Annotated in this window: 17 protein-coding genes; 9 read left to right on the top strand and 8 right to left on the bottom strand. The window is 70.2% G+C overall.

Going from position 1 to position 23,051, the window contains the following annotated elements; genetic code table 11:
• Positions 1-134 precede the first annotated feature (134 nt).
• Positions 135-1,370, bottom strand: coding sequence for an acyl-CoA dehydrogenase family protein (locus tag CSW64_RS06980; RefSeq protein ID WP_099621431.1), 1,236 nt, complete (start codon positions 1,368-1,370; stop codon positions 135-137).
• Between the two features lie 17 nt (positions 1,371-1,387).
• Complete coding sequence (locus tag CSW64_RS06975) at positions 1,388-2,503, bottom strand: acyl-CoA dehydrogenase family protein (protein ID WP_099621430.1); 1,116 nt, start codon at positions 2,501-2,503, stop codon at positions 1,388-1,390.
• Positions 2,504-2,642: 139 nt separating this feature from the next.
• Here CSW64_RS06975 and CSW64_RS06970 point away from each other — a divergent pair, with 139 nt between their 5' ends.
• The 6 genes from CSW64_RS06970 (at position 2,643) to CSW64_RS06945 (ending at position 10,733) form a co-directional block, all read left to right on the top strand.
• Positions 2,643-3,218, top strand: coding sequence for a hypothetical protein (locus tag CSW64_RS06970; RefSeq protein WP_099621429.1), 576 nt, complete (start codon positions 2,643-2,645; stop codon positions 3,216-3,218).
• A gap of 194 nt (positions 3,219-3,412) precedes the next feature.
• A complete protein-coding gene (locus CSW64_RS06965; protein WP_099621428.1) occupies positions 3,413-4,813 on the top strand; it encodes an NAD-dependent succinate-semialdehyde dehydrogenase in 1,401 nt (466 codons plus the stop codon).
• Between the two features lie 42 nt (positions 4,814-4,855).
• Complete coding sequence (locus tag CSW64_RS06960; protein ID WP_099621427.1) at positions 4,856-5,110, top strand: type II toxin-antitoxin system RelE family toxin; 255 nt, start codon at positions 4,856-4,858, stop codon at positions 5,108-5,110.
• 12 nt (positions 5,111-5,122) lie between these two features.
• The gene (locus tag CSW64_RS06955; RefSeq protein ID WP_099621426.1) at positions 5,123-5,494 is read left to right on the top strand and encodes a helix-turn-helix domain-containing protein; all 372 of its coding nucleotides are present in this window, start codon (positions 5,123-5,125) and stop codon (positions 5,492-5,494) included.
• Between the two features lie 41 nt (positions 5,495-5,535).
• Entirely contained in the window at positions 5,536-8,118 is a 2,583-nt protein-coding gene (gene pepN, locus CSW64_RS06950; protein WP_099621425.1) for an aminopeptidase N, read from the top strand.
• A gap of 119 nt (positions 8,119-8,237) precedes the next feature.
• The gene (locus CSW64_RS06945) at positions 8,238-10,733 is read left to right on the top strand and encodes a sensor histidine kinase (RefSeq protein ID WP_281258640.1); all 2,496 of its coding nucleotides are present in this window, start codon (positions 8,238-8,240) and stop codon (positions 10,731-10,733) included.
• Between the two features lie 6 nt (positions 10,734-10,739).
• On the opposite strand, the gene CSW64_RS06940 is transcribed toward CSW64_RS06945, so the two are convergent.
• Positions 10,740-11,303: a hypothetical protein gene (locus CSW64_RS06940; protein WP_099621424.1), complete on the bottom strand. Its 564-nt coding sequence runs from the start codon at positions 11,301-11,303 to the stop codon at positions 10,740-10,742.
• An 84-nt stretch (positions 11,304-11,387) separates the two neighbouring features.
• Between CSW64_RS06940 and CSW64_RS06935 the strand changes: the two genes are divergently transcribed.
• Positions 11,388-12,359, top strand: a complete 972-nt coding sequence (locus CSW64_RS06935; protein ID WP_099621423.1) for a helix-turn-helix transcriptional regulator — start codon at positions 11,388-11,390, stop codon at positions 12,357-12,359.
• On the opposite strand, the gene CSW64_RS06930 is transcribed toward CSW64_RS06935, so the two are convergent.
• Together CSW64_RS06930 and CSW64_RS06925 are read right to left on the bottom strand one after the other, a co-directional pair.
• Positions 12,341-13,474 (bottom strand): serine hydrolase domain-containing protein, encoded by a 1,134-nt coding sequence (locus CSW64_RS06930; protein ID WP_172448487.1) that lies wholly within the window; start codon positions 13,472-13,474, stop codon positions 12,341-12,343. The genes CSW64_RS06935 and CSW64_RS06930 overlap by 19 nt on opposite strands.
• Positions 13,471-15,726 carry a TonB-dependent receptor gene (locus CSW64_RS06925; protein ID WP_099621421.1) on the bottom strand — a complete coding sequence of 752 codons (2,256 nt, stop codon included), beginning with the start codon at positions 15,724-15,726 and terminating at the stop codon, positions 13,471-13,473. The genes CSW64_RS06930 and CSW64_RS06925 overlap by 4 nt, the downstream gene beginning before the upstream one ends.
• Before the next feature lie 179 nt (positions 15,727-15,905).
• Here CSW64_RS06925 and CSW64_RS06920 point away from each other — a divergent pair, with 179 nt between their 5' ends.
• On the top strand, positions 15,906-17,177 hold the full coding sequence (locus CSW64_RS06920) for a TetR/AcrR family transcriptional regulator (RefSeq protein WP_099621420.1): 1,272 nt from the start codon (positions 15,906-15,908) through the stop codon (positions 17,175-17,177).
• Between the two features lie 133 nt (positions 17,178-17,310).
• Here CSW64_RS06920 and CSW64_RS06915 read toward each other — a convergent pair whose 3' ends face one another.
• Positions 17,311-18,171, bottom strand: a complete 861-nt coding sequence (locus CSW64_RS06915; protein WP_099621419.1) for a dienelactone hydrolase family protein — start codon at positions 18,169-18,171, stop codon at positions 17,311-17,313.
• Positions 18,172-18,294: 123 nt separating this feature from the next.
• On the opposite strand from CSW64_RS06915, the gene CSW64_RS06910 reads away from it, so the two are divergent.
• A complete protein-coding gene (locus CSW64_RS06910) occupies positions 18,295-19,524 on the top strand; it encodes an MFS transporter (RefSeq protein WP_099621418.1) in 1,230 nt (409 codons plus the stop codon).
• On the opposite strand, the gene CSW64_RS06905 is transcribed toward CSW64_RS06910, so the two are convergent.
• Together CSW64_RS06905 and CSW64_RS06900 are read right to left on the bottom strand one after the other, a co-directional pair.
• Entirely contained in the window at positions 19,521-19,925 is a 405-nt protein-coding gene (locus CSW64_RS06905; RefSeq protein WP_099621417.1) for an EF-hand domain-containing protein, read from the bottom strand. The two genes, CSW64_RS06910 and CSW64_RS06905, sit on opposite strands and share 4 nt — an antisense overlap.
• A gap of 66 nt (positions 19,926-19,991) precedes the next feature.
• Positions 19,992-22,880, bottom strand: coding sequence for a bifunctional [glutamine synthetase] adenylyltransferase/[glutamine synthetase]-adenylyl-L-tyrosine phosphorylase (locus tag CSW64_RS06900; protein ID WP_099621416.1), 2,889 nt, complete (start codon positions 22,878-22,880; stop codon positions 19,992-19,994).
• Positions 22,881-23,051: the final 171 nt, after the last annotated feature.

The following is a 23,051-nucleotide window of genomic DNA, read 5'->3' as shown; positions in this document are numbered from 1 at the left end:
CCTCTCCCACCGGGAGAGGGGGACCATGCGCAGCATGGTGGAGAGGGCCAAGGACGGTGGAGGCCGGGTCGCGTTAGACCCCCTCCACCGTCCTTCGGACGGTCCCCCTCCCCCTACGGGGGAGGATCAAGCTGTCACCGTCCCGACGGCACGTCCTTGAACGCCACATCCTTGTCGACGCGCACGTCGCCGGGCAGGCCCAGGACGCGTTCGGCGATGATGTTCTTCAGGATCTCGTCGGTGCCGCCCGCGATGCGCAGGCCCGGCGCCCAGAGCAGGCTCTGCTGGAAGGCCGCCTGGAGCGGGGCTTCCTTCGGGTCCGTCAGGATGCCGTACTGGTCCTCCAGCTCGACGCCGTAGTTGGACATCTCCTGCATCTGGTTGGCGGCGATGATCTTGCCGATCGAGCTTTCCGGCCCGGGCGTCTGGCCGCGGGACAGGGCGGTCATGGTCCGGAAGCGGGTCAGCTTGAGGCCCTCGGCGGCGACGTACCAGTCGGCCAGCTTCTCGCGGAAGCCGGCGTCCTTGATCGCCGCCGCGCCGGTGGCGGTGTCGGTCTGGCGGGCCAGCTCCATGATCAGCTTGTAGTCGGGGCCCGAGGAGCCGCCGACGGCGAGGCGCTCGTTCATCAGGGTGACCAGGGCCACCTTCCAGCCGTCGCCGACATTGCCCAGCCGCTGGCTGTCCTTCACCCGCAGGTCGGTGAAATAGACCTCGTTGAACTCGCTGCCGCCGCTGGCCTGGTGGATCGGACGCACCTCCACGGCCGGATCGCGCATGTCGATCCAGAACATGGTCATGCCCTTGTGCTTGGGCACGTCGGGGTCGGTGCGGACCAGCAGGATGCCGTAGTCGCTATACTGGGCGCCCGTGGTCCAGACCTTCTGGCCGTTGATCACCCAGTCGCCGTCGGCCTGCTGGATCGCGCGGGTGCGCGAAGCCGCCACGTCCGAGCCGCCCGCCGGTTCGGAGAACAGCTGGCACCAGATCTCCTCGCCGCGCATGGCCGGACCGACGTAGCGCGTCTTGGTCGCGTCGTCAGCGAAGGCCATCACGGTCGGGACGCACATGCCCAAGCCGATGGTGAAATAGCCGTAGTTGACGCCGACCTTGCCCTCTTCCTGGCCGAAGATGACCGACTGGATCGGTGTGCCGCCCGGGCCGCCCCAGGCCGCCGGCCAGGTGATGCAGGCGTAGCCGGCTTCAGCCTTCTTGGCCTGCCAGGCCTTGCCCAGGGCCATGTGCTCGGGGCTGTTCGGACGGCGTCCATTGGCGCTCGAGTTGTTCTTGTGCTCAGCGGCGTTGGCTTCCAGCCAGGCGCGAGCCTTCTCGCGGTAGGCGGCTTCTTCGGGGCTGTCGTTGAAATCCATGATTCTTTCCTCCCCGCTTAGGCGGCGTTCTTGCGTTCGAGCTGCTGGACCAGCCGCTCTTTCCAGACCTTCGGCGCATGGGCCACGAGGGCCAGCTGGCGCGAGCGGCGGTAGTAGAGGTGGCAGTCCACCTCCCAGGTGAAGCCCATCCCGCCGTGGGTCTGGATGTTCTCCTTGCTGGCGAACCAGTAGGCCTCCGAGGCGGCGATGCGGGCGGCCGAGGCGGCCGTGGCCAGCTCCGGCGCGTTCGTGTTCAGCGCCCAGGCGCCGTAGTAGGCGTTGGAGCGGGCGACCTCGTTCTTGACGTACATGTCGGCCAGCTTGTGCTTGATCGCCTGGTAGCCGCCGATCACCCGCCCGAAGGCATAGCGCTCGAGCGAGTACTGCTTGGCCATCTCCAGGCACTTGTCGGCGCCGCCGGTCTGTTCGAAGGCCAGCAGCACGGCCGCGCGGTCGAACACCTGCTCGCTGATACTCAGGCCCTCGCCGGCGTCGCCGACGCGGGTCGCCGGCGCGCCCTTGAAGGTCAGCCGGGCCACGCCGCGGGTCGGGTCGAGGCTCTTGAGCGTCTCGCGCTCGACGCCCGCGCCGTTCAGGTCGACCAGGAACAGGCCCGGCTTGCCGCCCTCGGACGCCAGCACCAGGGCGATGTCGGCGACGTCGCCGTCGGTCACCGGGATCTTCACGCCGGTCAGCTTGCCGCCGTCGACCTTGGCCGACAGGGTCTTGGCGTCGACAACGCCGGGGCCTTCGGAGGTGGCGTAGCAGCCGATGATCTCGCCCGCCGCGATCTTGGGCAGGAGGTCGGCCTTCTGGGCGTCGCTGCCGGCCAGCAGCAGGGCCTCGGCCACGAAGTAGACCGTCGAGGCGAACGGGATCGGCGCCACGGCGCGGCCCAGCTCCTCGGCGATGGCGCACAGCTCGACATGGCCAAGGCCCAGACCGCCGAACGCCTCCGGGATCGCCGCGCCCAGCCAGCCTTGCTCGGCGACGCCCTTCCACAGGTCCTTGTCGAAGGAGACCGCGTCGTCGTTGAGCACCCTGCGCACGGCGGCGCTGTCACAGCGCGCCTCGAGGAACTTTCGCGCCTCGTTCTTCAGGAATTTCTGGTCGTCGGAATAATCGAAATTCACGGTTTCCTCCCGCCGCGCGTCTCCTCGCGCGTGCCTGTTCGCGGCCACCTTAGACAGGTTTTCGGGCGTGGAAAGATTGACCTCGCGTCAATGATTTCAGGTTCTTATGGGCCACTGAACCAAAGTGCGGGCGTAGGGCATGGCCAAGGCGGTCTTCCAGAAGAACCAGAAGGTGTGGGTCGAGAGCGTCGGGGCCTGGGCCACGATCGACAAGATCGTGCCGATCTGGGCCAAGGGCTTCGACGAACCCGTGCGCGTCACCTACGACGTCGGCCTGGGCCGCGAGTTCCACGCCCATGAACTGAAGCCCGAGGACAAGGTCACGGACGGCTCCGACGGCGTGTCCGGCAGCCAGTGGCGGCTGATGCGCGCCAAGAACAAGTGGCAGCAGGAGGGCGACTGCGCCCATCATCCCTTCCCGGGCACCTATCCGGTGGTGGTCACCGACCAGGCCGACTGGGGCGGCTGGCGCACCCCTGGCGCCGAGTACGACCGCGACCCGCACAAGATCGAGCGCCAGGCCCGGCTGATCGCCAGCGTCCCGCGCCTGCAGCAGATCACCCGCGAACTGATCACCTTGGTCGCCGACGCCCCCGAGGACGCCCCGCCCGCCATCATCGAACTGGCCCGCCAGGCCGCGGCGGTCGAACGCTACGTCCAGGAAGTCCCCTCGGCCGCCGAGGTCCCCTCCGGCAAGGCCAGCGACGCAGCGTAGGCCTTGCGTGGTTCGAGACGCCGGCCTGAGGGCCGGCTCCTCACCATGACGTATTCAGCAGCGCTTCTGACGTCGTCATCCTGAGGAGCGAGCCTCAAGCGAGCGTCTCGAAGGACGCACCACGTTTCCACCTTGTGACTTGAACGCCCGCCCTGGCGGAGGCGTTGTGCGCACGTCCTCGCAGGAGCCGCTTCATGTCCGCCAAGCCCGTCTTCCAGACCGTGAACCCCGCCACCGGCGAGGACGGCAAGGCCTACGACGGCCATTCGCTGGACGAGGCCAAGGCCGTCCTCGGTCAGGCCCGCGCCGCCTTCGAGGACTGGCGCCGCACCTCGTACGCCGATCGCGCCGCGCTGATGAAGACGGCCGCCGCCGTCCTGCGAGCGCGCAAGGACGACTACGCCGCCCTGATGACCGCCGAGATGGGCAAGACGCTCGCCGACGGCCGGGCCGAGATCGAAAAGTGCGCCGGCGCCTGCGACTGGTTCGCCGACCACGCGGCGGACTTCCTGAAGGACGAGACCGTCGACGTCGGCGGGCCGCACGCCTTCACGACCTTCAACCCGCTCGGCGTGGTGCTGGCCGTGATGCCCTGGAACTTCCCGTTCTGGCAGGTCTTCCGCTTCGCCGCGCCGGCGCTGATGGCCGGCAACGGCGCGGTGCTGAAGCACGCCAGCAACGTGCCCGGCTGCGCCCTGGCGATCGAGGGCGTGTTCCGCGACGCCGGCTTCCCGGAGCACCTGTTCCGCACCCTGCTGATCCCCAGCGGCGACGTCGCCCCGCTGATCGAGGACGACCGGGTCGCCGCCGTCACCCTGACCGGCAGCGTCGGGGCCGGCCGCAAGGTGGCCCAGGCCGCCGGCGGGGCCCTGAAGAAGGTGGTGCTGGAGCTGGGCGGCAGCGACGCCTACGTCATTCTGGAGGACGCCGACGTCGACCTGGCCGCCCGCGTCGCGGCCGCCGCGCGGATGGTCAACGGCGGCCAGAGCTGCATCGCCGGCAAGCGGTTCGTGGTCGTCGAGAGCGTGGCCGAGGCCTTCGAACAGGCGCTGGTGCGGGAGATGGCCGGATTCCAGGCGGGCGACCCGACCTCGCCCGACGTCCGCTTCGGACCGCTGGTCAGCGTCGCCGCCCGCGACGAGATCCACCGCCAGGTCGAGGCCAGCATCGACGCCGGCGCCCGGCTGCTGCTCGGCGGCGAAGTCCCCGGCAAGCCGGGAGCCTGGTACCCGGCCACCGTGCTGGCCGGCGTCGTCCCGGGCCAGCCGGCCCACGACGAAGAGGTCTTCGGGCCCGTCGCCGCCGTCATCCGCGCCAAGGACGAGGCCGACGCCATCCGCATCGCCAACGCCAGCGAGTACGGCCTCGGCTCCGGCGTGATCACCAGCGACATCGCCCGCGGGACCCGCATCGCCGCCGAACAACTCGACGCGGGCATGGCCTTCGTCAACGCCAACGTCCGATCCGATCCGCGCCTGCCCTTCGGCGGCGTCAAGCACAGCGGCCACGGCCGCGAATGCAGCCGCTACGGCCTGCTGGAGTTCGTCAATGTGAAGACCGTCTGGGTCGAGGGCGAAGTCAGCGGGATGGAGTAGCGATTCGCTTGTGAAAATGTTTGCATTATGCAAACATGAGTCATGCTCGCGGTCTCCTACAGCAAGCAGGCTTTACGCGCCTTGCGGCGGATGCCCGCGAACACAGCGACACTCATTCGCGAGAAGGTCGTCCAGTACGCCGCCGATCCAGCCAGCCTGGCCAACAACGTCAAGACGCTGCGGGGACTTGAGGACGTGAAACGTCTCCGGGTCGGTGATTGGCGGATTCTCTTCAGGGATGATGGCGTGGTTCTCGCCATCATCCGGATCGCCCCTCGCGGATCGGCATATGACTAGGAGGCCTGGCCCATGAACGCTCAGACCATTGTCACCCCTGCCGGCGAGCGCATGGTGGTCGTTCCCGAGGAGGAATACCGCGCACTCGTCGAAGCGGCCGAGGACGCCGCCGACCTGCGGGCGGTCCATGCCTTCGACGCCGCGATGGCGCGGGGCGAGGAGGAGTTGCTGCCTGCCGCCCTCGTCGACCGCCTGCTCAACGGGGAGTCGCCCATCAAGGTCTGGCGCGAGCACCGCAACTTGACCCAGGCGGAGCTCGCCGACCGCGCCGGCATCTCGAAGGCCTACCTCTCCCAAATCGAGGGCGGAACACGGCAGGGCGGCGTGGACATCCTTAGGACGCTGGCCGAAACCCTGGACGTGCTGATCGACGATCTGGTCTGACTGGCTGGCGGACACGCCGTCGGCGGCCTAGATGTTTCGCCATGCGCACTGACACGCCCCAGCCCGTCCGCCTCGCCGACTATCGGCCGCCCGCCTATCTGATCGACGAAGTCTTCCTGGACTTCGCGCTGGAGCCGTCCGCGACACGGGTGAAGGCCAGGCTGTCGGTCCGGCGCAATGGCGAGCACGCCGAACCGCTGATCCTGGACGGCGAGGGCCTGACCACCCTGTCGGTCGCCATCGACGGCGCGCCACACGCCTATGACGAAAGTCCCGAGCACCTGACCCTGGCCGGCCTGCCGGCGACCTTCACCCTGGAGACCGAGGTCGAGATCGACCCGGCGGCCAATACGGCGCTGATGGGCCTGTACATCTCCGGCGGGCGGTTCTGCACCCAGTGCGAGGCCGAGGGCTTCCGCCGGATCACCTGGTTCCTCGACCGGCCCGACGTCCTGGCCCGCTATACGGTGCGGATGGAGGCCGATCGGTCGTTCCAGCGCCTGCTGGCCAACGGCAACCTTATCGAGACCGGAGAGCTGCCCGGCGGCCGCCATTACGCCGTCTGGAACGACCCCTTCCCCAAGCCGGCCTATCTGTTCGCCCTGGTCGCCGGCGAGTTGGACGAACTGGCCGACCAATTCGTCACCATGACCGGCCGGACCATCGACCTGCGCGTCTATGTCGACCCCGGCATGGCCCCGCGCGCCGCCTACGCCATGGACAGCCTGAAGCGGGCCATGAAGTGGGACGAGGAGGCGTTCGGCCGCGAGTACGACCTGGACCTGTTCATGATCGTCGCCGTGCGCGACTTCAACTTCGGGGCCATGGAGAACAAGGGCCTGAACATCTTCAACTCGGCCCTGCTGCTGGCCGACGCGGAAACGGCCACCGACGTCGACTACGAGCGCATCGAGAGCGTCGTGGCGCATGAGTATTTCCACAACTGGACCGGCGACCGGATCACCTGCCGCGACTGGTTCCAGCTGTGCCTGAAGGAGGGGCTGACGGTCTTCCGCGACCAGTCGTTCAGCGCCGACATGCGCGGCGAGGCGGTCCAGCGGATCAAGGACGTGAAGGCCCTGCGCGCGCGCCAGTTCCCCGAGGACGCCGGCCCCCTGGCCCATCCGGTGCGGCCGTCGAGCTACATCAAGATCGACAACTTCTACACCGCCACGATCTACGAGAAGGGCAGCGAGGTCATCCGCATGCTCAAGACCCTGCTCGGCGCGCAGGCGTTCCGGGCGGGAATGGACCTCTACTTCGAGCGCCACGACGGCGAGGCCACCACGGTCGAGGCCTTCATCCAGTGCTTCGCCGACGCCTCCGGCCGCGACCTGACCGACTTCTTCGGCTGGTATGAGCAGGCCGGCACGCCGACGGTCACGGTGGGCCAGCGCTGGGACGCCGAGGCCGGGACGCTGGAGCTGTCGCTCAGCCAGACCACCGCCCCGACGCCCGGCCAGTCCGCCAAGACGGCGCTGCCCCTGCCCTTCGCGTTCGGCCTGCTGGACGAAGACGGCACGGCCTTGCGCGAAACCGAGGTCGCGGTGCTGGACGGCGCCGAGCTGACCATCGTCGTCGACGGCCTGGACCGGCGGCCGATCCTGTCGCCCCTCCGCGGCTTCTCGGCGCCGGTGAACCTGGTCTCGGACATCGCGCCCAAGGACCGCTACGTCCTGCTCGCCGCGGACGCCGACCTGTTCAATCGCTGGGAAGCCGGCCAGGGCCTGGCCCGCGACCTGATCCTGGCCCGCGCCGCCGGACGGCCTGACGAGGTGGCGGAAGAACGCTACGCCGAGGCCGTCGGCCGCGCCCTGGCCGACCAGGCGGCGGAACCCGCCTTCAAGGCGCTGATCCTCGCCCTGCCGACCGAGCCGGATCTGGCCATGGCCATGTCGCCGGCCGATCCGGCGGCGATCCATGAGGCCCGCGACGCTCTGCGCGCGCGGCTGGCGGTGCATCTGGGCGACGATCTGCGCCGCCTGCACACGGGCCTGGCCGACGGCGGGCCGTTCTCGCCGGACGCGGCCTCGGCCGGCCGCCGGGCGCTGCGCAACGCCGTGCTGACCCTGCTGGCCGTCGATGGTCATGCCGAGAACGTCGACCTGGCCATCCGCCACTTCGAGATCGCCGCCAACATGACCGACGCCATCGGCGGCCTGGACGCCCTGATCGAGCTGGGCGGCGCATCGGCGGAGACGGCGATCGCCGCCTTCCACAAACGCTGGAAGGCCGAGCCCCTGGTGCTGGACAAATGGTTCGCCGCCCAGGCCCGCGACGCGTCGGACGAGGCCCTGGGCCGCATCCTGGCCCTGACCGCGCATCCGGACTTCGACGGCAGGACGCCCAACCGTCTGCGGGCGCTGGTCTCGACGTTCGCCAACCTGAACCCGGCGCGTTTCCACGATCCGTCGGGCGACGGCTATCGCTTCGTGGCCGACCAGATCATCGCCACCGACGCGGTCAATCCGATGACCGCCGCGCGGCTGGTCGAAACCCTGGGCGGCTGGCGGCGCTACACGCCCCAGTTGGGCGCGCTCATGAAAGCGCAACTGGAACGGATCGTCGCCGTCGAGGGCCTGTCCAAGAACGTCTTCGAGCTGGCCAGCAAGGCCCTGGCGTGACCTCCGGGGGCCAGTCCGAAACAACCTGTGCAAGGGCCGGTTTCGCCCGTGACGCGATGGTCACGCTTCCCTAAGATTCCCTTCGGCCGAAAGTGACTCGGCGTGGGGATTCGAAAGACTTGGCTGAGCAGAGGCGCAAGGCAGGGACGGCGCGCGAACCGGCGTTCGCCTCCACGCGGCCGCGGGCCTCCTCCGGCCCGCTGATCCGGGTCGCCATCCTCGCCGCCCTGCTGATGCTGGCGGTCTATACCGCCTTCGGCATCCTCAAGCTGGAAAAGGGCTGGGACATCAAGGCCGGCCCGCCCGGACCACAATCCGCCGCTGAGCTGCTGGCGGCCAGGCTCGACGGCGAGATCGCCCAGCGCCGCGGCGGCCTGGCCGTCGGCGCCGAGGTTCTCAGCCGCGTCCCCGACGCTCCGATCGAGGCCGCCGAGGCCGCGCTTCGCGCCGCCGGTCCCGGCGTCGCCGCCGTCGCGGTGGTGTCCGGCGACGCCCCGGCCGCCGTCGCCGGCCAGGCCGAGGCCGCCGACTGGAAGGGCGCCGCCCGCCTCGCCGAGACGTCCGGCCGCAGCCACTGGGTCGGGATCGCGCCCGGCGATCCGCGACGACTGTACGTCGCCCGCGTGGCCGGCCGCTCCGTCCTGCTGACGGCGCAGGACCTGACCCGCCTGCCGATCGAGGCGGAAAGGGGCGCCGCCGCGGCGTTGGCGACGATCGACGGCCGGCTGCTCGCCGCCGCCGGCGCGGGCGGGGTCACGCAGGCCTCGACCGTGCGCGAAGCGTTCGCCCTGCCGGCTTCGGATTTCAGGACCACCAACCAGGTCCGCGCCCGCCGCCCCGACGGCTCGGCGGTCGATGTCGCCGCCCGGCCGGTCGCCGGAGGCGCGCTGCTGGCGGTCGCCGCCGCCGCGCCGGTCGGCGTGGTCGAGGCCAACAGCCAGCGCATCGACGGCCTGGTTTCACTGTTGGCGCCGCTCGGCATCGGCATCGGCCTGGCGCTGCTGCTGTTCGCCCAGAGCCGCAAGGCCGAGGCCGCCCAGCGCGCCTTCGTCGAGAGCGAGCAGCGCTTCCGCATGGCCGTCGAGGCGGCGCGCTGCGGCATCTGGGAATGGGACCTGGCCGAGGACCAGGTGTTCATGTCGGACGTCACCGGCATCATCTTCGGCTGGGGCGGCGGCGGCGTCGTCGCCGGCCAGGAGGTGCTGGATCGGGTCGCGCCCGACCACCGCGAGCGGGTGCGTCAGGCCCTGGCCCACGCCGCCGCCAACGGCGCCTTCGACGTCTCGTTCCGCGTGCCCGACCCGCAGGGCGGCCGGTCGATCTGGATCGACGCGCGCGGCCAGGGCCTGGATGACGCCGGCCAGAACGGCTACCGCCGCATCATCGGCGTGGCCCTGGACGTCACCGAGGAACGGCTGGCCCAGGCCCGCGCCCAACAGGCCGAGAACCGCCTGCGCGACGCCATCGAGAGCGTGTCCGAGGCCTTCGTGCTGTGGGACCGCAGCGGCCGGCTTCTGCTGTGCAACCGCAACTATCGCAACGTCTTCAACCTGGAGCCGCGGGTGCTGAAGCCAGGCGCCTCACGCGATCAGGTGAAGCGCTTCGTCGCCCTGGCCATCAAGCAGGAGCTGCCCAGCCCCGACGGCGCCAAAGGGCTGCGCGAGGCGGAGCTGAACGACGGGCGCTGGATCCAGATCTCGGAGCGCCGCACGGCCGAGGGCGGGCTGGTGATGACCGCCGCCGACATCACCGCGATCAAGGCCCAGGAAGAGGCGCGCCGCCAGAACGAGGAACAGCTGCAGCAGGCCGTCACCAGCCTCGAGCGCAGCCAGGAGCAGCTGGCCGAACTGGCGCGGAAGTACGAGACCGAGAAGATCCGCGCCGAGTCCGCCAACAAGGCCAAGAGCGAGTTCCTGGCCAACATGTCCCACGAGCTGCGCACGCCGCTGAACGCGGTGAACGGCTTCTCGGAGATCATGGTCACGGAGATGTTCGGGCCGCTCGGCGACCGGCGCTACAGGGAATACGCCCAGGACATCCACAACAGCGGCCAGCACCTGCTCGCCCTGATCAACGACATCCTCGACATGTCGAAGATCGAGGCGGGCAAGATGAACCTGAAGTTCGAGCCGATGAGCCTGGAGGAGGTCACCGAGGACGCCGTGCGCCTGGTGCGCAACCGGGCGGACGCGGCGGGACTGGAGCTGTCGGTCGACTTCCCCTTCCTGCCGGAGATCGAGGCCGACTACCGCGCCATCAAGCAGGTGCTGCTCAACCTGCTCAGCAACGCGGTCAAGTTCACGCCGCGCGGCGGCCGGGTCACGGTGCGGGCGGAGGTCCGCCACGACGCCCTGGGCGAGCGGGCGCGGGTCTCGGTGCAGGACACCGGCATCGGCATCAGCAAGCAGGACCTCGCCCGCCTGGCCCAGCCGTTCGAACAGGTCGAGAGCCAGCATAGCAAGACCACCCAGGGCTCAGGCCTGGGCCTGGCCCTGACCAAGTCCCTGATCGAGCTGCATGAGGGCGTGCTGGAGATGGAAAGCGCGCCGGGCGAAGGGACGACGGTGAGCTTCACCCTGCCCCTCCGCCGCGGCGGCTCGGCGGCGGCGGCCTAGACCCGACTAGGCGCCCACGCGCCGCCACTCCATCAGCCAGTTGTCCTCCCAGGTCGCGCCGCCGTCGCGCGACACGGCCTGGCTCCAGCGGCAGGACGTCGCCGTGATCCCGTCCCACAGGCCGCGGACCTTGATCGGGGTCGCACCGTCCGTCTCGTCGGAGATGAACACCCCGTCGCCGTTCACGAACCGGCCCTCGACCCCGGGCGGGGTCAGCACGCCGCCCTTGGCGTTGACCCAATGGTCGACCCAGATCGCCCGCTCGACATCCAGCAGGCGCAGGCCCATGCCGCTGAAGTTCCGCGCCGGGATGCGCAGCTCCTCGACGCTGCAGACGCCCCCCAGGATCGAGCGGCAAGTCGCCTCGCCCTCGAACTCGTCCCAGGTCTTGCTGTCGGCCAGGAAGCGGCGATGGCGAATCCGCCACTCGCCGGAGAGGAAGTCGAAGTCGCCGGGCCGGCCGGGCGACGGCTGCGGCGCCGCGGCCAGGGCGGCCGGCGCAACGGCTGACGCCGCGGCGGCGGTCTTCAGCACCGTGCGGCGCGGCGGACGGGAAGGCTGGATGGACATGACGGGTCTCCTGAAAAGGTCCGTCGCCTGCCTACGCCCGTAATCCTGACATCCAACGTCAGCTTTTTCGGCTAGACTGCAATCATGCGTGCGAGCCGCCTCCTGTCGATCCTGATCCTGCTGCAGCTGCGCGGCCGGCTGACGGCCGAGGCCCTGGCGGAAGAGTTCGAGGTCTCGGTCCGCACCATCTATCGCGATATCGACGAGCTCAGCGCCGCCGGCGTGCCGGTCTACGCCGAGCGCGGCCGGGCCGGAGGCTTCGCGCTGCTGGACGGCTATCGCACGCGCCTGACCGGCTTGACGTCCACCGAGTCCGACGCCCTGGTCCTGGCCGGCGGCGGGGCGGCGGCGGCCGACCTGGGCCTGGGCGACGACCTGGCCGCCGCTCGCCTGAAGCTGCTGGCCAGCCTGCCGCCCGACTCAGGGGCCAGCGCCCAGAAGGTCGCCGCGCGCTTCCACCTGGATCCGACCCATTGGTATCGGCGGACCGAGACCAGCCCGCTGCTGCCGGCCCTGGCCGAGGCGGTCTGGGCGGACCGCCGCCTGCGCATCCGCTACGACAGCTGGAAGGGGCCTGTGGACCGCGACATCGACCCGCTCGGCCTCGTGCTCAAGGGCGGGGCCTGGTACCTGGCGGCGGCGGTCGGAGGGACTCCGCGAACCTATCGGGTCTCGAGCCTCCGCGCGCTGGAGCCCCTGGCCGAGCCCTTCCAGCGGCCGGTCGGGTTCGACCTAGCGGCCTATTGGAGCGACTGGGCGCGGGACTTCGAGGCGCGGCTGATGAGCGGCCGGGCCCAGGTGCGGCTTTCGCCGGAAGGCCTGCGACGACTGCGGATCATCAGCCCGGCCGCCGCCGAGGCGGTCGACGCAGACCGTCAGCCCGCCGAGCCGGCCGGCTGGATCATCGCCGAGATCCCGACCGAGGACCTGGAGGACGCCACGCGCCAGCTGCTCTACCTCGGCGCGGAGGCCGAGGTGCTGGGACCGCCGGATCTGCGCGAGGCGGTCGCCGCGACGGCGGCGCGCATCGCGGCCCTCTACGCCAGCCCCTCGTAGGTCGCCGCGATCAGGGCGACGTCGCGGGGATCGCCGACCAGGTCGGTTCCCATCCGGTTCATCGCGTAGCTCACCGCCACATGCCGCACCGGATCGACCATCGCGAACGAACCGCCCCAGCCGGAGTGGCCGAACGCCCGCGGCTCCGGTCCATAGAGGCCGTCGGTATTGAGCAGGAAGCCCGCCGCCCAGCGGGCCGGCACGCCGAGCACCTCGTCGACGCCCTCGATCTGCAGCCTGGTCGCCTGGGCCAGCGCCTCGGCGCCCACGACCCTGCGCCCGTCCAGCGTCCCGCCGTTCGCCGCCGCCCCGAACAGCCGCGCCAGCGACCGGGCGTTGGAGAAGCCGTTGGCCGACGGAATCTCGCAGGCCCGCCACGCGGCGGTGTTGGGCAGCAGCGGCTCCATCGCCGGGTTGGCGTAGGCGACGATCTGCGAGGGATTCATCTCCGGGACCATGCTGCTGGTGCCGAGCTCCGGCGGCGCGATCATCTCGGCCCGCCGAGCCTCTTCCGACGCCGGCAGACCCAGGGTCAGGTCGAGGCCGAACGGGCCCGACAGGTCCTCAACCACGAAGGCGCCCAGCGACCGCCCCTCGATCCGCCGGAACAGTTCGTTCGCCAGAGTCCCGATGCTGATGGCGTGGTAGCCGGAACGCGACCGAGGCGGCCACAGCGGCGCCTGGCCGGCGAGCCGCGCCGCCGCCGTCGGCTGATCGTAGTAGTCGGCGACCACGGCCGGGCTGGTGAAGCTACACAGACCGGCCTGGTGCGACAGCAGCTCAGCGATGGTGATGTCGCCCTTCCCCTCCGCCGCGAACTCCGGCCACCACCGCGCGACCGGGTCGGCGTAGGCCGCCTTGTCCTGGTCGACCAGGACGGCGAAGCACAGCGCCGTCACCGCCTTGGTCGTCGACCAGACATTGACCACGCTGTCCGAGCGCCAGGGCCTGGCCCCGGCCTTGTCGAGGCTGCCGCCCCAGAGGTCGACGACCAGCTCGCCGTCCTGGACCACGGCCAGCGAGGCCCCGACGTCGCCCCGCTCCGTGAAGTTGCGTTCAAACTCTGCGGCGAGCGCCGCGAAGGCCGGATCGGCCCTTCCCTCGATCTGGGTCACTGGAAGCTCTTGCTGAAGCTGACGCCGAAGGTGCGCGGCGCGCCGTAGACGCGGAAACCGACGCCCAGCGGCAGGTTGTTGACGCCCTGGGTGACGTATTCCTCGTCGGCCAGGTTCTTGCCCCAGATCGCCACCTCCCAGTCGCTGCCGGAGAACAGGCTGGCCCGGGCGTTCCACACCCAGTAGCCCTCGGTGGCGATCAGCGGGTCGTTGACGGCGTCCTTGAACATGTCGTCGGCGTAGCGGCCGTCGACCTGGACCCGGGCCTTCAGGGTCTCGCCCACGTCGAAGCTGTAGCCGACCGCCAGGTTGAAGCTGACCGGCGGCGCGTCGGGCAGTTCGTTGCCCTTGGCCACCGGACCGCCCGAGCCGATGAAGCCGCCCAGTTCGCTGTGCAGCAGGCCCAGGCCCGCGGTCACGTCCAGACCGGGCAAGGCCGTCGGCGTCCAGCGCGCATCGAGGTCCAGGCCGTAGATGGTCGCCTCGCCGACGTTGCCCAGCCGCTGGATCGGCAGCGTCCCGGAGATGTCGCGGATGAAGGTCTGGACGTCGGAGTAGTCGTAGAAGAACACGCTGCCCGACCAGGACAGGCCCCAGGCCGGCAGGCGCTGCTTCACCCCGGCCTCCCAGGCGACCAAGGTCTCGGGTTCGTAGGGCTTCAGCTGAGCCGAGTTGCTCGCCACGCCCGAGAAGAACCCGCCGCTCTTCACCCCCTGGCTGACGCTGGCGTAGATCAGGGTCAGCGGACCGGGCTTCCAGTTCAGGCCCAGTTTCCAGGACCAGTTCTGGTCGTCGATGGTCTCGTCGACGAAGGCCATCAGGATCGGCGGGGAGCCGCAGGGCGCGCCGGTCAGGGCGCTGCCCGGACACTGCGAGACCAGGTCGTAGTCGCCGCCGATGTTGGCCTTCTCCTCCGAGGTGTAGCGCAGTCCGGCGATCAGGCTGAGCGTCGGGGTCAGGTCGTGCTCGATGTTGCCGAACACCGCCGCCGACTTGGAGACCTGGTCGGTGAAGGTCAGGGTCCGGGTGTTGAACAGGTCGCGTAGGTCGCCGTCGTAGGTCATCCGCACCCGGTCGCGGGAGATGAAGGCGCCGACCAGCCAGTCGGTCTTCTCCGTCGCCCCGGCCAGGCGCAGCTCGTGCGAGATCTGCTGGATGTCGTCGTGCTCGACGAAGTCGGTCTGTCGGAAAGGCCCGCCGTCGGTGTCGGCGCCCCATTGCCGCTGGAAGTCGACCCAGCCGGTCACCGAGGTCAGCGTCCCCCAGCCGAAGTCATGCTCCATGCGCAGGGTGACCGCCCGCTGGTCGACGTCGTAGGTCGGGTCGACCGACCAGGCGCCCTTGTAGGGATCGCCGTCCGTGTCGCGGTAACCCAGGAAATCCATACAGCCCGGCGAGCCGGGGCAGACCAGGCCGGCCGGCGCGCCCGGGGGCGGCAGCAGACCGAAGAACTCCGGACCGCCGACCTGCGACCGCACCTGCTGGGCCTCGGCCTTGAGCAGGATGTCGGTGGCTTCGGTCGCCGCCCAGCGGGCCTGGGCCCGGACCATCTTCACGTCGCGCCGGCCGATGTCGTCGTTGCGGCCGCGGTCGAAGAAGAAGCCCTCGTCCTGCCGCGCCAGCTTGCCGCTGAACCGCAGGGCGAAGATCTCCGACACCGGAACGTTGACCCAGCCGTCGAGGTCGGCGCTCTCGTAGTTCCCGAACCCGCCCGCGATCCGCGCCGCATAGCCGCCGAAGCTGGGCTTGGCGGTGACGATGTTGATCGCCCCGGCGGTGGAGTTACGGCCGTAGAGGGTGCCTTGCGGCCCCTTCAGCGCCTCCATCCGCTCCAGGTCGAACAGGTCGAAGTTCATCAGCGCCAGCGAGCTGAGATAGACCTCGTCGACATAGACCCCGGCGCTGGGATTGTTGGTCGCCGAGAAGTCGTTCAGCCCGACGCCGCGGATGGTCACCACCGGCAGGATGCCGGGCATGTTCTCCTTGATGTCGACGTTGGGGGTGAAGGCCGACAGGTCGCTGATCTGGGTCACCCGGTTCTGCCGCAGCGCGCCAGCGTCGACGACCGAGACGTTCAGCCCGACGTCCAGCGTGTCCTGCGCCCGTTTCTGGGCGGTGACGACGACCGCATCGACCTCGGCCGGCGCCGGATCCTCGGCCCGCGCCGTCCCGGCCATGGCCAGCGCCATCAGCCCGGCGCCGGCCGCCAGCCATGCCCTGGGCCCGCGCGCGCTTCGCCCTTGATCGCCCATCTCCCCGCTCCTCCCTGACGGTCGTCCGGCTGACCTCGCGGTTGCCAGTTTTTCGACACTTGAGTTTGCATCGATAACGACACGACGGGACATGATCGTCAAGTTTTTCGACAATCTCGTATGTCTTGTGTATTGATCGTCGAGTAGCCGGCCGCGGCGAACGCGGCGAAAAGGAAGCGATGACGACGGAATCGGCAGCCAGGGCTCCGCGCCCGAAACCGGCGCGCAAGCGGGCGGCCAAGCGCGACCTGCTGCTCGACGAGGCCGCCCGTCGGATCAACGCCCAGGGCGCCGGGGCCATCGTGCTCAACGACATCGCCGAGCAGGTCGGGCTGTCGCGCAACACGCTCTACTACTACGTCGCCGACCGGGCCGACCTGGTCTTCCGCAGCTATCTGCGCGCCTGCGAGGCGACGGCGGACGACCTGGCCCTCGCGGTCGAGACCGGCGACGGTCCGTCCGACCGCATCCGCCGCTTCGTCGAGGCGGAGCTGGCCTTCGACCGGCCGCCACAGGCCGTGCTGACCGACATAGACTACCTGCCCGAGGCCCCCCGCGCGGTGATCCGCGAGCATCAGGCCCGCAACATCGCCGCCCTGCGCGGGCTGATCGCCGAGGGGATCGCGGCCGACGTCTTCCGGCCCTGCGACACCGAGATCGCCGCCCAGTCGCTGACCGGCCTGATCTCCTGGACCCGGCTGTCGGCGGGCTGGCTGGGCCACCGCGACGATCGCGCCGCGCGACGGCGGGCGACGGCGGCGGTGGTCGACCTCTTCCTGCACGGCTTCGCCGCCGACGCTTCCGCCGACGTGCGCTGCGGGATCGACATCGAGGCCCTGACCGCCAGGCCGTTCAACGCCTTCGACCGGAAGCAGACCAACGAGGTGAAGATCGGCCAGCTGATCGCCGCCGCCTCGCGCCTGTTCAACCGGCGCGGCATCGACGGGGTGTCGCTGGACGAGATCAGCGCCAGCGTCGGGGCGACCAAGGGCGCCGTCTACCACTACTTCGACGACAAGGCCGATCTGGTGGTGCGCTGCTATCGCCGGGCCTTCGAGCTTTACGACCTGATCATGGACACGGCGGTGAAGGCCGGCCGCACCGGTTTCGAGCGCTCGCTGATCACCCTGCACCTGAACATCCAGGCCCAGGCCGGTCCGCTGTCGCCGCTGATGCTGCAGCCGGGCCGCATGTCCCTGCCCGCCGACGAGCTGGAGCGGTTCAGCCGCGCCTCGCGCCGGCTGCGCATGACCTCGGCCCGGAATCAGCGCCAGGGCGCGGCCGACGGCTCCAGCCGGGCCGCCGACAGCGCCTTCGCGGCCGAGGCGGCGGCCGGGATCTTCCTGTGGCTCCCGAAGTGGCTGCCCGAAGGCTACCCGATGACCCCGATCCAGATCGCCGACGCCATCTGCGACCTGACGGCCCTGGGGATCGAGGCGCGGGCGGGATAGGCCATCCTCACCCCGGTCATCCCGGCGAAGGCCGGGACCCAGGTCGTAGAACGATGCGCTGACGGAAGGGAGCCCAGCGCCGTGGTTGAAACGGGATCCCGGCCTTCGCCGGGACGACCGGAGGAAACAGCCGCTACTTCAGCGTCCGCTTGTAGAGCGCCAGCAGCTCCGCCCACGCGCGTTCGGCCTGGGCTTCGTCGTAGACCTGGCTGCCCTTCACGCACCAGCCGTGGGCGGCGGGATAGACCTCGATCTTGGCCGGGCGCTTGGCGGCGTCCATGGCCGCCTTCAGCCGGACCTTCTCATTGGGGTCCTTGTCGTCGTCGTTCTTGGCCCAGAGGATCAGGTATTCGGCCTTGGTCTTGGCCAGCAGCAGGTGTGGGCTGTCGGGCTTGTCGGTGGCCAGGCCGCCGCCGTGGAAGCTGGCTACCGCGCCGATGCGGTTCGGGACCGTCGCGGCGGTAATGATCGAGAGCGCCCCGCCCATGCAGTAGCCCTGGACGCCGACCTTCCTGCGTTTGTCGACCTGGGGCTGGGCGTCGAGGTAGGCGAGATAGGTCTTGGCGTCGCGCTCGGTGGCGTCCGGCGTCACCGTCTTGCGCAGCGCCATCAGCTTGGCCCGGTCGTCGGCGTTGGCGAAGTCGAACGTGCTTTCCACCACCGGCGCCCGGCGGGTGCGGTAGTAGAGATTGGGCACGAGCACGACGTAGCCCTCGGCCGCCAGCCGCCGGCCCATCTCGCGGAACACCGGCCGCAGGCTGACGATGTCCGGCCAAATCAGCACCGCTGGCCAGGGCCCCTTCCCTTCCGGGTGGAACACCACGGCGTCGGCGACCCCGTCGGCGGTCTTGATGTCGACGTCCCGGGAAACCACTGGCGTCGTCGCCTGGGCGGCGCCTGCGATTCCCGCGACCGCGGCGACGGTCAGGCCGAACGTCCGGCGCGAGACCGTGGGATCCACGATCAGACCGGGATGGATGTCGTCTTCGCACATCGCCGTCGTCTCCGAATGAGGAACGGCGATCTTTCACCGAGCGTCGCGGGAAAGGAAAGCCCTCGGAAACACCTTGACCGATATATGCGAACGATTCTCATATGCATGCCAAGAGGTGCGTAGATGATCCAATCCCAAACCACGATCAGAGCCGGCGGCAAGAGCGGGGTGGCGTTGATCCTGTTCGGGATGACCGTCTTCGCCATGGGCCAGACGGTGCTGTTCGCCATGGCCGGGCCGGTCGTGCGCGAGATCGGGTTGACCGAACTGCATCTGGGCGCGGTCATCAGCCTGGCCGCCGTCGCCTGGACCATCGGCGCGCCGTTCTGGGGGCGGATGAGCGACCGGCTGGGCCGGATCAAGCCGCTGGTCTGGGGGCTGACCGTCTACGGCCTGGGCACGGCCGCCTTCGCCCTGGTGATGCAGGCTGGGATGGCGGGAGCGATCACCGCCATGACGGCCTTCGCGGCCTTGGCGGCGGTCCGCGCCGTCACCGCCTTCCTGACCGGCGGGCTGCAGCCGACCGCCACCGCCTACATGGCCGATATCACCGACCGGGAGAACCGCGCCGGCGGCGTGGCCATGGTCGGGGCCGCGTTCGGCCTGGGGTCGGTGCTGGGCCCGATGGTCGGCGGACTGCTGGCCCGGTTCGGGGTTCTGACGCCGCTCTACCTGGCGGCCGGACTGACCGTCCTGGCCGCGATCTGCATCCGGCTGGCGGTTCCCGAGCCGATCCAAGCCGCCGATCGGCCGACGCCGCCCAAGCTGTCGCCGCTCGATCCGCGGATCCGCTTCGCGGTGATCTTCGCCCTGCTGCTGTTCACCAGCCTGTCGATCGTGCAGCAGACCTCGGCCTTCTATTTCCAGGACAAGCTCTCGCTGAACCTGCAGCAGACGCCGAAGGCGGTCGGGTTCGCCATGACGGCCATGGCCCTGGCCATGCTGCTGGTCCAGGCGGTCGGCATCCGCCTGCTCAAGCCGGAGCCGATGACCATGCTGCGGCTCGGCGCTCTGCTGCTTCTGGCGGGGCTGGTCGGCGCCTTGGTCTCCCCCGGCCTGCCGGGGCTGATCGCCAGCTACGGCGTGGCCGGTCTCGGCGCCGGCCTGCTGACGCCGGGCGTGCAGGCGCTCGCCTCGCTGTCGGTGTCGCCGGAGGAACAGGGCGCCGCCGCCGGCGCGGTCGCCGGCGGCATGGGCGCGGGCTACATCATCGGCCCGCTGCTCGGCGCGGGCCTCTACGGCGGTTCGCACCAATGGCCGCTGGCGGCGGCGAGCGTCGCGGCCCTGCTCATGCTCGCGGCCGCCTGGATCCCCGCCCGCAGGCCGGCGCCGGCGGCTCAGAACGCCGACTAGCGCGGACCGCGGCCGGCCTCGCGTTCGGCGGCGGTCAGGACGCCGTCGCCATTGGCGTCCATCCGCTTGAAGCGGCGGTCGGCCGCGGCCTCGACCTCGGCCTTGGTGACGACGCCGTCGGCGTTGGCGTCGATCATGCCGAACATCCGGCCGCCGCCGCCCTGGCCGCCGCCCGCCCCGCCCTGGCCGCCGCCGCGCATGCCGGCGAACGCTTCGAACTCGGCCTTGCCGACCTTGCCGTCCTTGTTGGCGTCGGCGCGCATCATCGCGGCCACGCGGCTGACCTTGAACTCGGCCAGGGTCACCTTGCCGTCGCCGTTGGCGTCGGCCTTGGGCGGCTGAGCCGCCGCCGCGCCAGCCGAAAGGGCCAACACGGCCACGGACATCAGAAGGGTCTTCATCAGGGGATCTCCCGTTGTGTCGCCGGACCATGGCCCGCCGACATTGCTGGGATTTTTCACTCCATGTCAGGCCACCACGGCCTCGTAGGCCGCGCGCGCCTTGTCCCGAGCCCTGTCGAGCCGGGTCCGCAGTCCCTTCAGGTCCCGCGCCCCGCCGGCCCGCGCCAGCAGCGCCTGCAGCCCCTTGGGCTCGTCGGCCGGGTCGGCGCGATCGTCGAGCGCCAGCTTGAGCAGTTGCGACAGGTTCTGCTGCAGCCGCCAGGCCTCGACCAGGTCAGCGACCCGGCCGGGGTCGGCCAGGCTCGCCGCGCCCAGGGCGACGAGGGCCTCGCCGGTGTTCTGGGCCAGCGGCCCATCCTCGCCGGCATGGACGATCTGGAGGTGCTGGGCGGCGAACTCGATATCGACCAGCCCGCCTTCGCTGAGCTTCAGGTCCCAGACGCCCGAGGGCGGCCGCTCGCGCGCCATCAGTTCGCGCATCTCGCGCACATCGGCGACGGTGCGCTTGCGGTCCCGTGGCCGGCGCAGGGCCCGCTCGATGGCCGCCTCCGCCTCGACGGCGAACAGCTCCGACGTCGCCCAGACCACCCGGGCCCGGGTCAGGGCCAGCATCTCCCAGGTCTCCGCCTCGCGGTCGTAGTAGTCGTCGAAGGCCCGCATCGACACCGCCACCGGCCCCTTGCTGCCCGTCGGACGAAGCTGCATGTCGACCTCGTAGAGGCCGCCCTCGCCGGTCGGCGCCGACAGGGCCGCGATCAGCCTCTGAGTGAAGCGAGCGTAGAAGGTGTCGGCGCTCCAGGCCTTGATCGTCGACATCCCGGCTGGATCCTTGGACCGGTACAGGGTCATCAGGTCCAGGTCGGAAGTGGCGGTCATCTCGCGCCCGCCGCACTTGCCGAGCGCCACCACGGCCACGTCGCCGTCGAAGGTTCCGGCCTGCCGCTCGGTCTCGGCCAGGGCGGCGTCGGCCAGGCCCCGGATGCAGAGATCGGCCAGGTCGGCGAAGGCGGCGCCGGCGGCCTCGGCCGTGGCCGAGCCGCTCATCACCTGCACCCCGATACGGAAGGCCTGCTCCCGATGCACCCGGCGGGCGGCGTCCATGGCCTCCTCGAAACCCTCGGTGCGGTTCAAGGCGAAGCGCAGCGCCTCCGCGCCCTGTCCGGCGTCGATCGGATCGAAGAAGGCCGGGTCCAGCAGCGCGTCCAGGGCCGCCGGCCGCCGCGCCAGGGTCTGGGCCAGGGCCGGGGCGTAGGCCATCACCTGGACGACCAGTTCGAACAGTTTCGGCTGGGCCAGGAACAGCGACTGGACCTGCACCCCGGAGCTCAGGCCGGAGAAGAAGTCGGTGAAACGGTTGAAGGCCGCGTCGGGCGCGCCGGTCGCCTGGGCGGCGTCGAGCAGCCGGGGAGCCAGCCGGGTGAACAGCTCCCGCCCGCGCTCGGTGCGGGTGGCGTTGATCCGGCCGTGATGCCAGCCGCGGATCGCCTGCGACACCTGCGGCGGATTGGAGAAACCCATCCGCTTGAGCGTGGCCAGGGTCTCGGGATCGTCCTCGACGCCCGTGAAGACCAGGCTGCCGAACTTCGACGACAGCTCTTCCTCGCCGCGGAACAGCTCGCCGTAGCGCCCGTTCACGGCCTTCAGGATGCGGCCCACCGTGGCGTCGAAGCTGCGCAGATTGTCGTACCCCCACAGAGCCGCCACCCGCTTCCGGTCGGCGTCCGACTCGGGAAGCTTGTGGGTCTGGTCGTCGCCCAGCATCTGGGCCCGGTGTTCCAGAGCCCGCAGGTCGGCGTAGGCCCAGGCCAGCTCTTCGGCCGCCTCGGGCGCGACATGGCCGGCCTCCGACAGAGCCTTGAGCGCGTCCAGCGTGCGGTTGGAGCGCAGCTCCGGATGCCGGCCGCCCAGGATCAGCTGCTGGGTCTGGACGTAGAACTCGATCTCGCGGATGCCGCCTCGGCCCAGCTTCAAGTCGGCGCCCTTGGCGGTCATGCGCTCGTCGACCTTGTAGGCGTGGATCTGGCGCTTGATCGAATGGATGTCGGCGATCGCCGCGAAGTCGAGATTTCGACGCCAGATGAAGGGCTTCAGCTCCTCCAGGAAGGCCTCGCCGGCCGGGATGTCGCCCGCCGCCGCCCGCGCCTTGATGAAGGCCGCCCGCTCCCAGTTCTGGCCGACGCTCTCGTAGTAGGTGAAGGCCGCCGGAGCCGGCACGGCGGGCGGCGTCGAGGACGGATCGGGCCGCAGCCGGAAGTCCACCCGGAAGACGTATCCGTCCGCCGTCCGGTCCATCATCATCCGCGAGACGCCGTGGGTGATCCGCACCGCGACGTCGCCCGGCTCGTATCCCTCGGTCACCGGCAGCAGGTGGGGCTCGTAGAAAAAGCTGATGTCGATGTCGCTGGAGTAGTTCAGCTCATAGGCGCCGTGCTTGCCCATGGCGATGATCATCAGCCCGGGGATCGGCCCCGACGGGCCTTCGCCGACATGGGTCAGGCGGCCGCGCTCGACCTCGGCCCGCGCGACCTGGGTCACGGCGGCGTGCAGGGCGGCGTCGGCGAAGCGGGTCAAGGCCCCGGTCACCTGGTCCAGGGTCCAGGCCCCGCCCAGGTCGGCGACGGCGGTCAGCAGGTGCAGATCGGCCTTCAGCTCGCGCAACTTCGTGGCCGCCAGATCCTGGTCCGGCTCGGCGCCGACCGCCTCGGCCTCCTCGAGGATGCCGGCTAGGCGGGCGTCGGGGTCGCGCTGCAGGGTGCGCAGGAAGGCCTGGCTGCGGCGCCGCGCCAGACCGGACAGGTAGGGCGAACTGGCGAAGATCGGCGCCAGGGCCGGCCAGGCGGTCTGGAAGGCTTCGGCCGCTCCGATCCGGTCTGCCAGGACCTCGCGCGTACGCTCGGCCGCCTTGGCGTCGATCACGGGACCACAGGGCGCGATACGTTCGGCGAGAGCTGTCATGCGACCAAGCTCTAAGCAATTGCCCGTCATTGCGCGAGATCGCATATTCGGCGCGAACGTAGGGGCCGTTCAACTCAAGGCCGTGGCAAACTCTTGATTATTAGCCATAGATAATATATTTGTCGGGGCGGACATTTGCAGAGACTCGTCTTGGGAACTCTGGACACAAGG

The sequence above is a fragment of the Caulobacter mirabilis genome, assembly GCF_002749615.1.
Lineage (GTDB): Bacteria > Pseudomonadota > Alphaproteobacteria > Caulobacterales > Caulobacteraceae > Caulobacter > Caulobacter mirabilis.
This window is presented reverse-complemented; position numbering and strand designations above follow the sequence as displayed.

Excerpts from the sequence above, each read along its gene's own strand:
- CSW64_RS06980 (WP_099621431.1), bottom strand. The coding sequence starts at position 1,370 with ATGGATTTCAACGACAGCCCCGAAGAAGCCGCCTACCGCGAGAAGGCT.
- CSW64_RS06970 (WP_099621429.1), top strand. The coding sequence starts at position 2,643 with ATGGCCAAGGCGGTCTTCCAGAAGAACCAGAAGGTGTGGGTCGAGAGC.
- CSW64_RS06965 (WP_099621428.1), top strand. The coding sequence starts at position 3,413 with ATGTCCGCCAAGCCCGTCTTCCAGACCGTGAACCCCGCCACCGGCGAG.
- CSW64_RS06960 (WP_099621427.1), top strand. The coding sequence starts at position 4,856 with ATGCTCGCGGTCTCCTACAGCAAGCAGGCTTTACGCGCCTTGCGGCGG.
- CSW64_RS06955 (WP_099621426.1), top strand. The coding sequence starts at position 5,123 with ATGAACGCTCAGACCATTGTCACCCCTGCCGGCGAGCGCATGGTGGTC.
- pepN (WP_099621425.1), top strand. The coding sequence starts at position 5,536 with ATGCGCACTGACACGCCCCAGCCCGTCCGCCTCGCCGACTATCGGCCG.
- CSW64_RS06940 (WP_099621424.1), bottom strand. The coding sequence starts at position 11,303 with ATGTCCATCCAGCCTTCCCGTCCGCCGCGCCGCACGGTGCTGAAGACC.
- CSW64_RS06935 (WP_099621423.1), top strand. The coding sequence starts at position 11,388 with ATGCGTGCGAGCCGCCTCCTGTCGATCCTGATCCTGCTGCAGCTGCGC.
- CSW64_RS06925 (WP_099621421.1), bottom strand. The coding sequence starts at position 15,726 with ATGGGCGATCAAGGGCGAAGCGCGCGCGGGCCCAGGGCATGGCTGGCG.
- CSW64_RS06920 (WP_099621420.1), top strand. The coding sequence starts at position 15,906 with ATGACGACGGAATCGGCAGCCAGGGCTCCGCGCCCGAAACCGGCGCGC.
- CSW64_RS06915 (WP_099621419.1), bottom strand. The coding sequence starts at position 18,171 with ATGTGCGAAGACGACATCCATCCCGGTCTGATCGTGGATCCCACGGTC.
- CSW64_RS06910 (WP_099621418.1), top strand. The coding sequence starts at position 18,295 with ATGATCCAATCCCAAACCACGATCAGAGCCGGCGGCAAGAGCGGGGTG.
- CSW64_RS06905 (WP_099621417.1), bottom strand. The coding sequence starts at position 19,925 with ATGAAGACCCTTCTGATGTCCGTGGCCGTGTTGGCCCTTTCGGCTGGC.
- CSW64_RS06900 (WP_099621416.1), bottom strand. The coding sequence starts at position 22,880 with ATGACAGCTCTCGCCGAACGTATCGCGCCCTGTGGTCCCGTGATCGAC.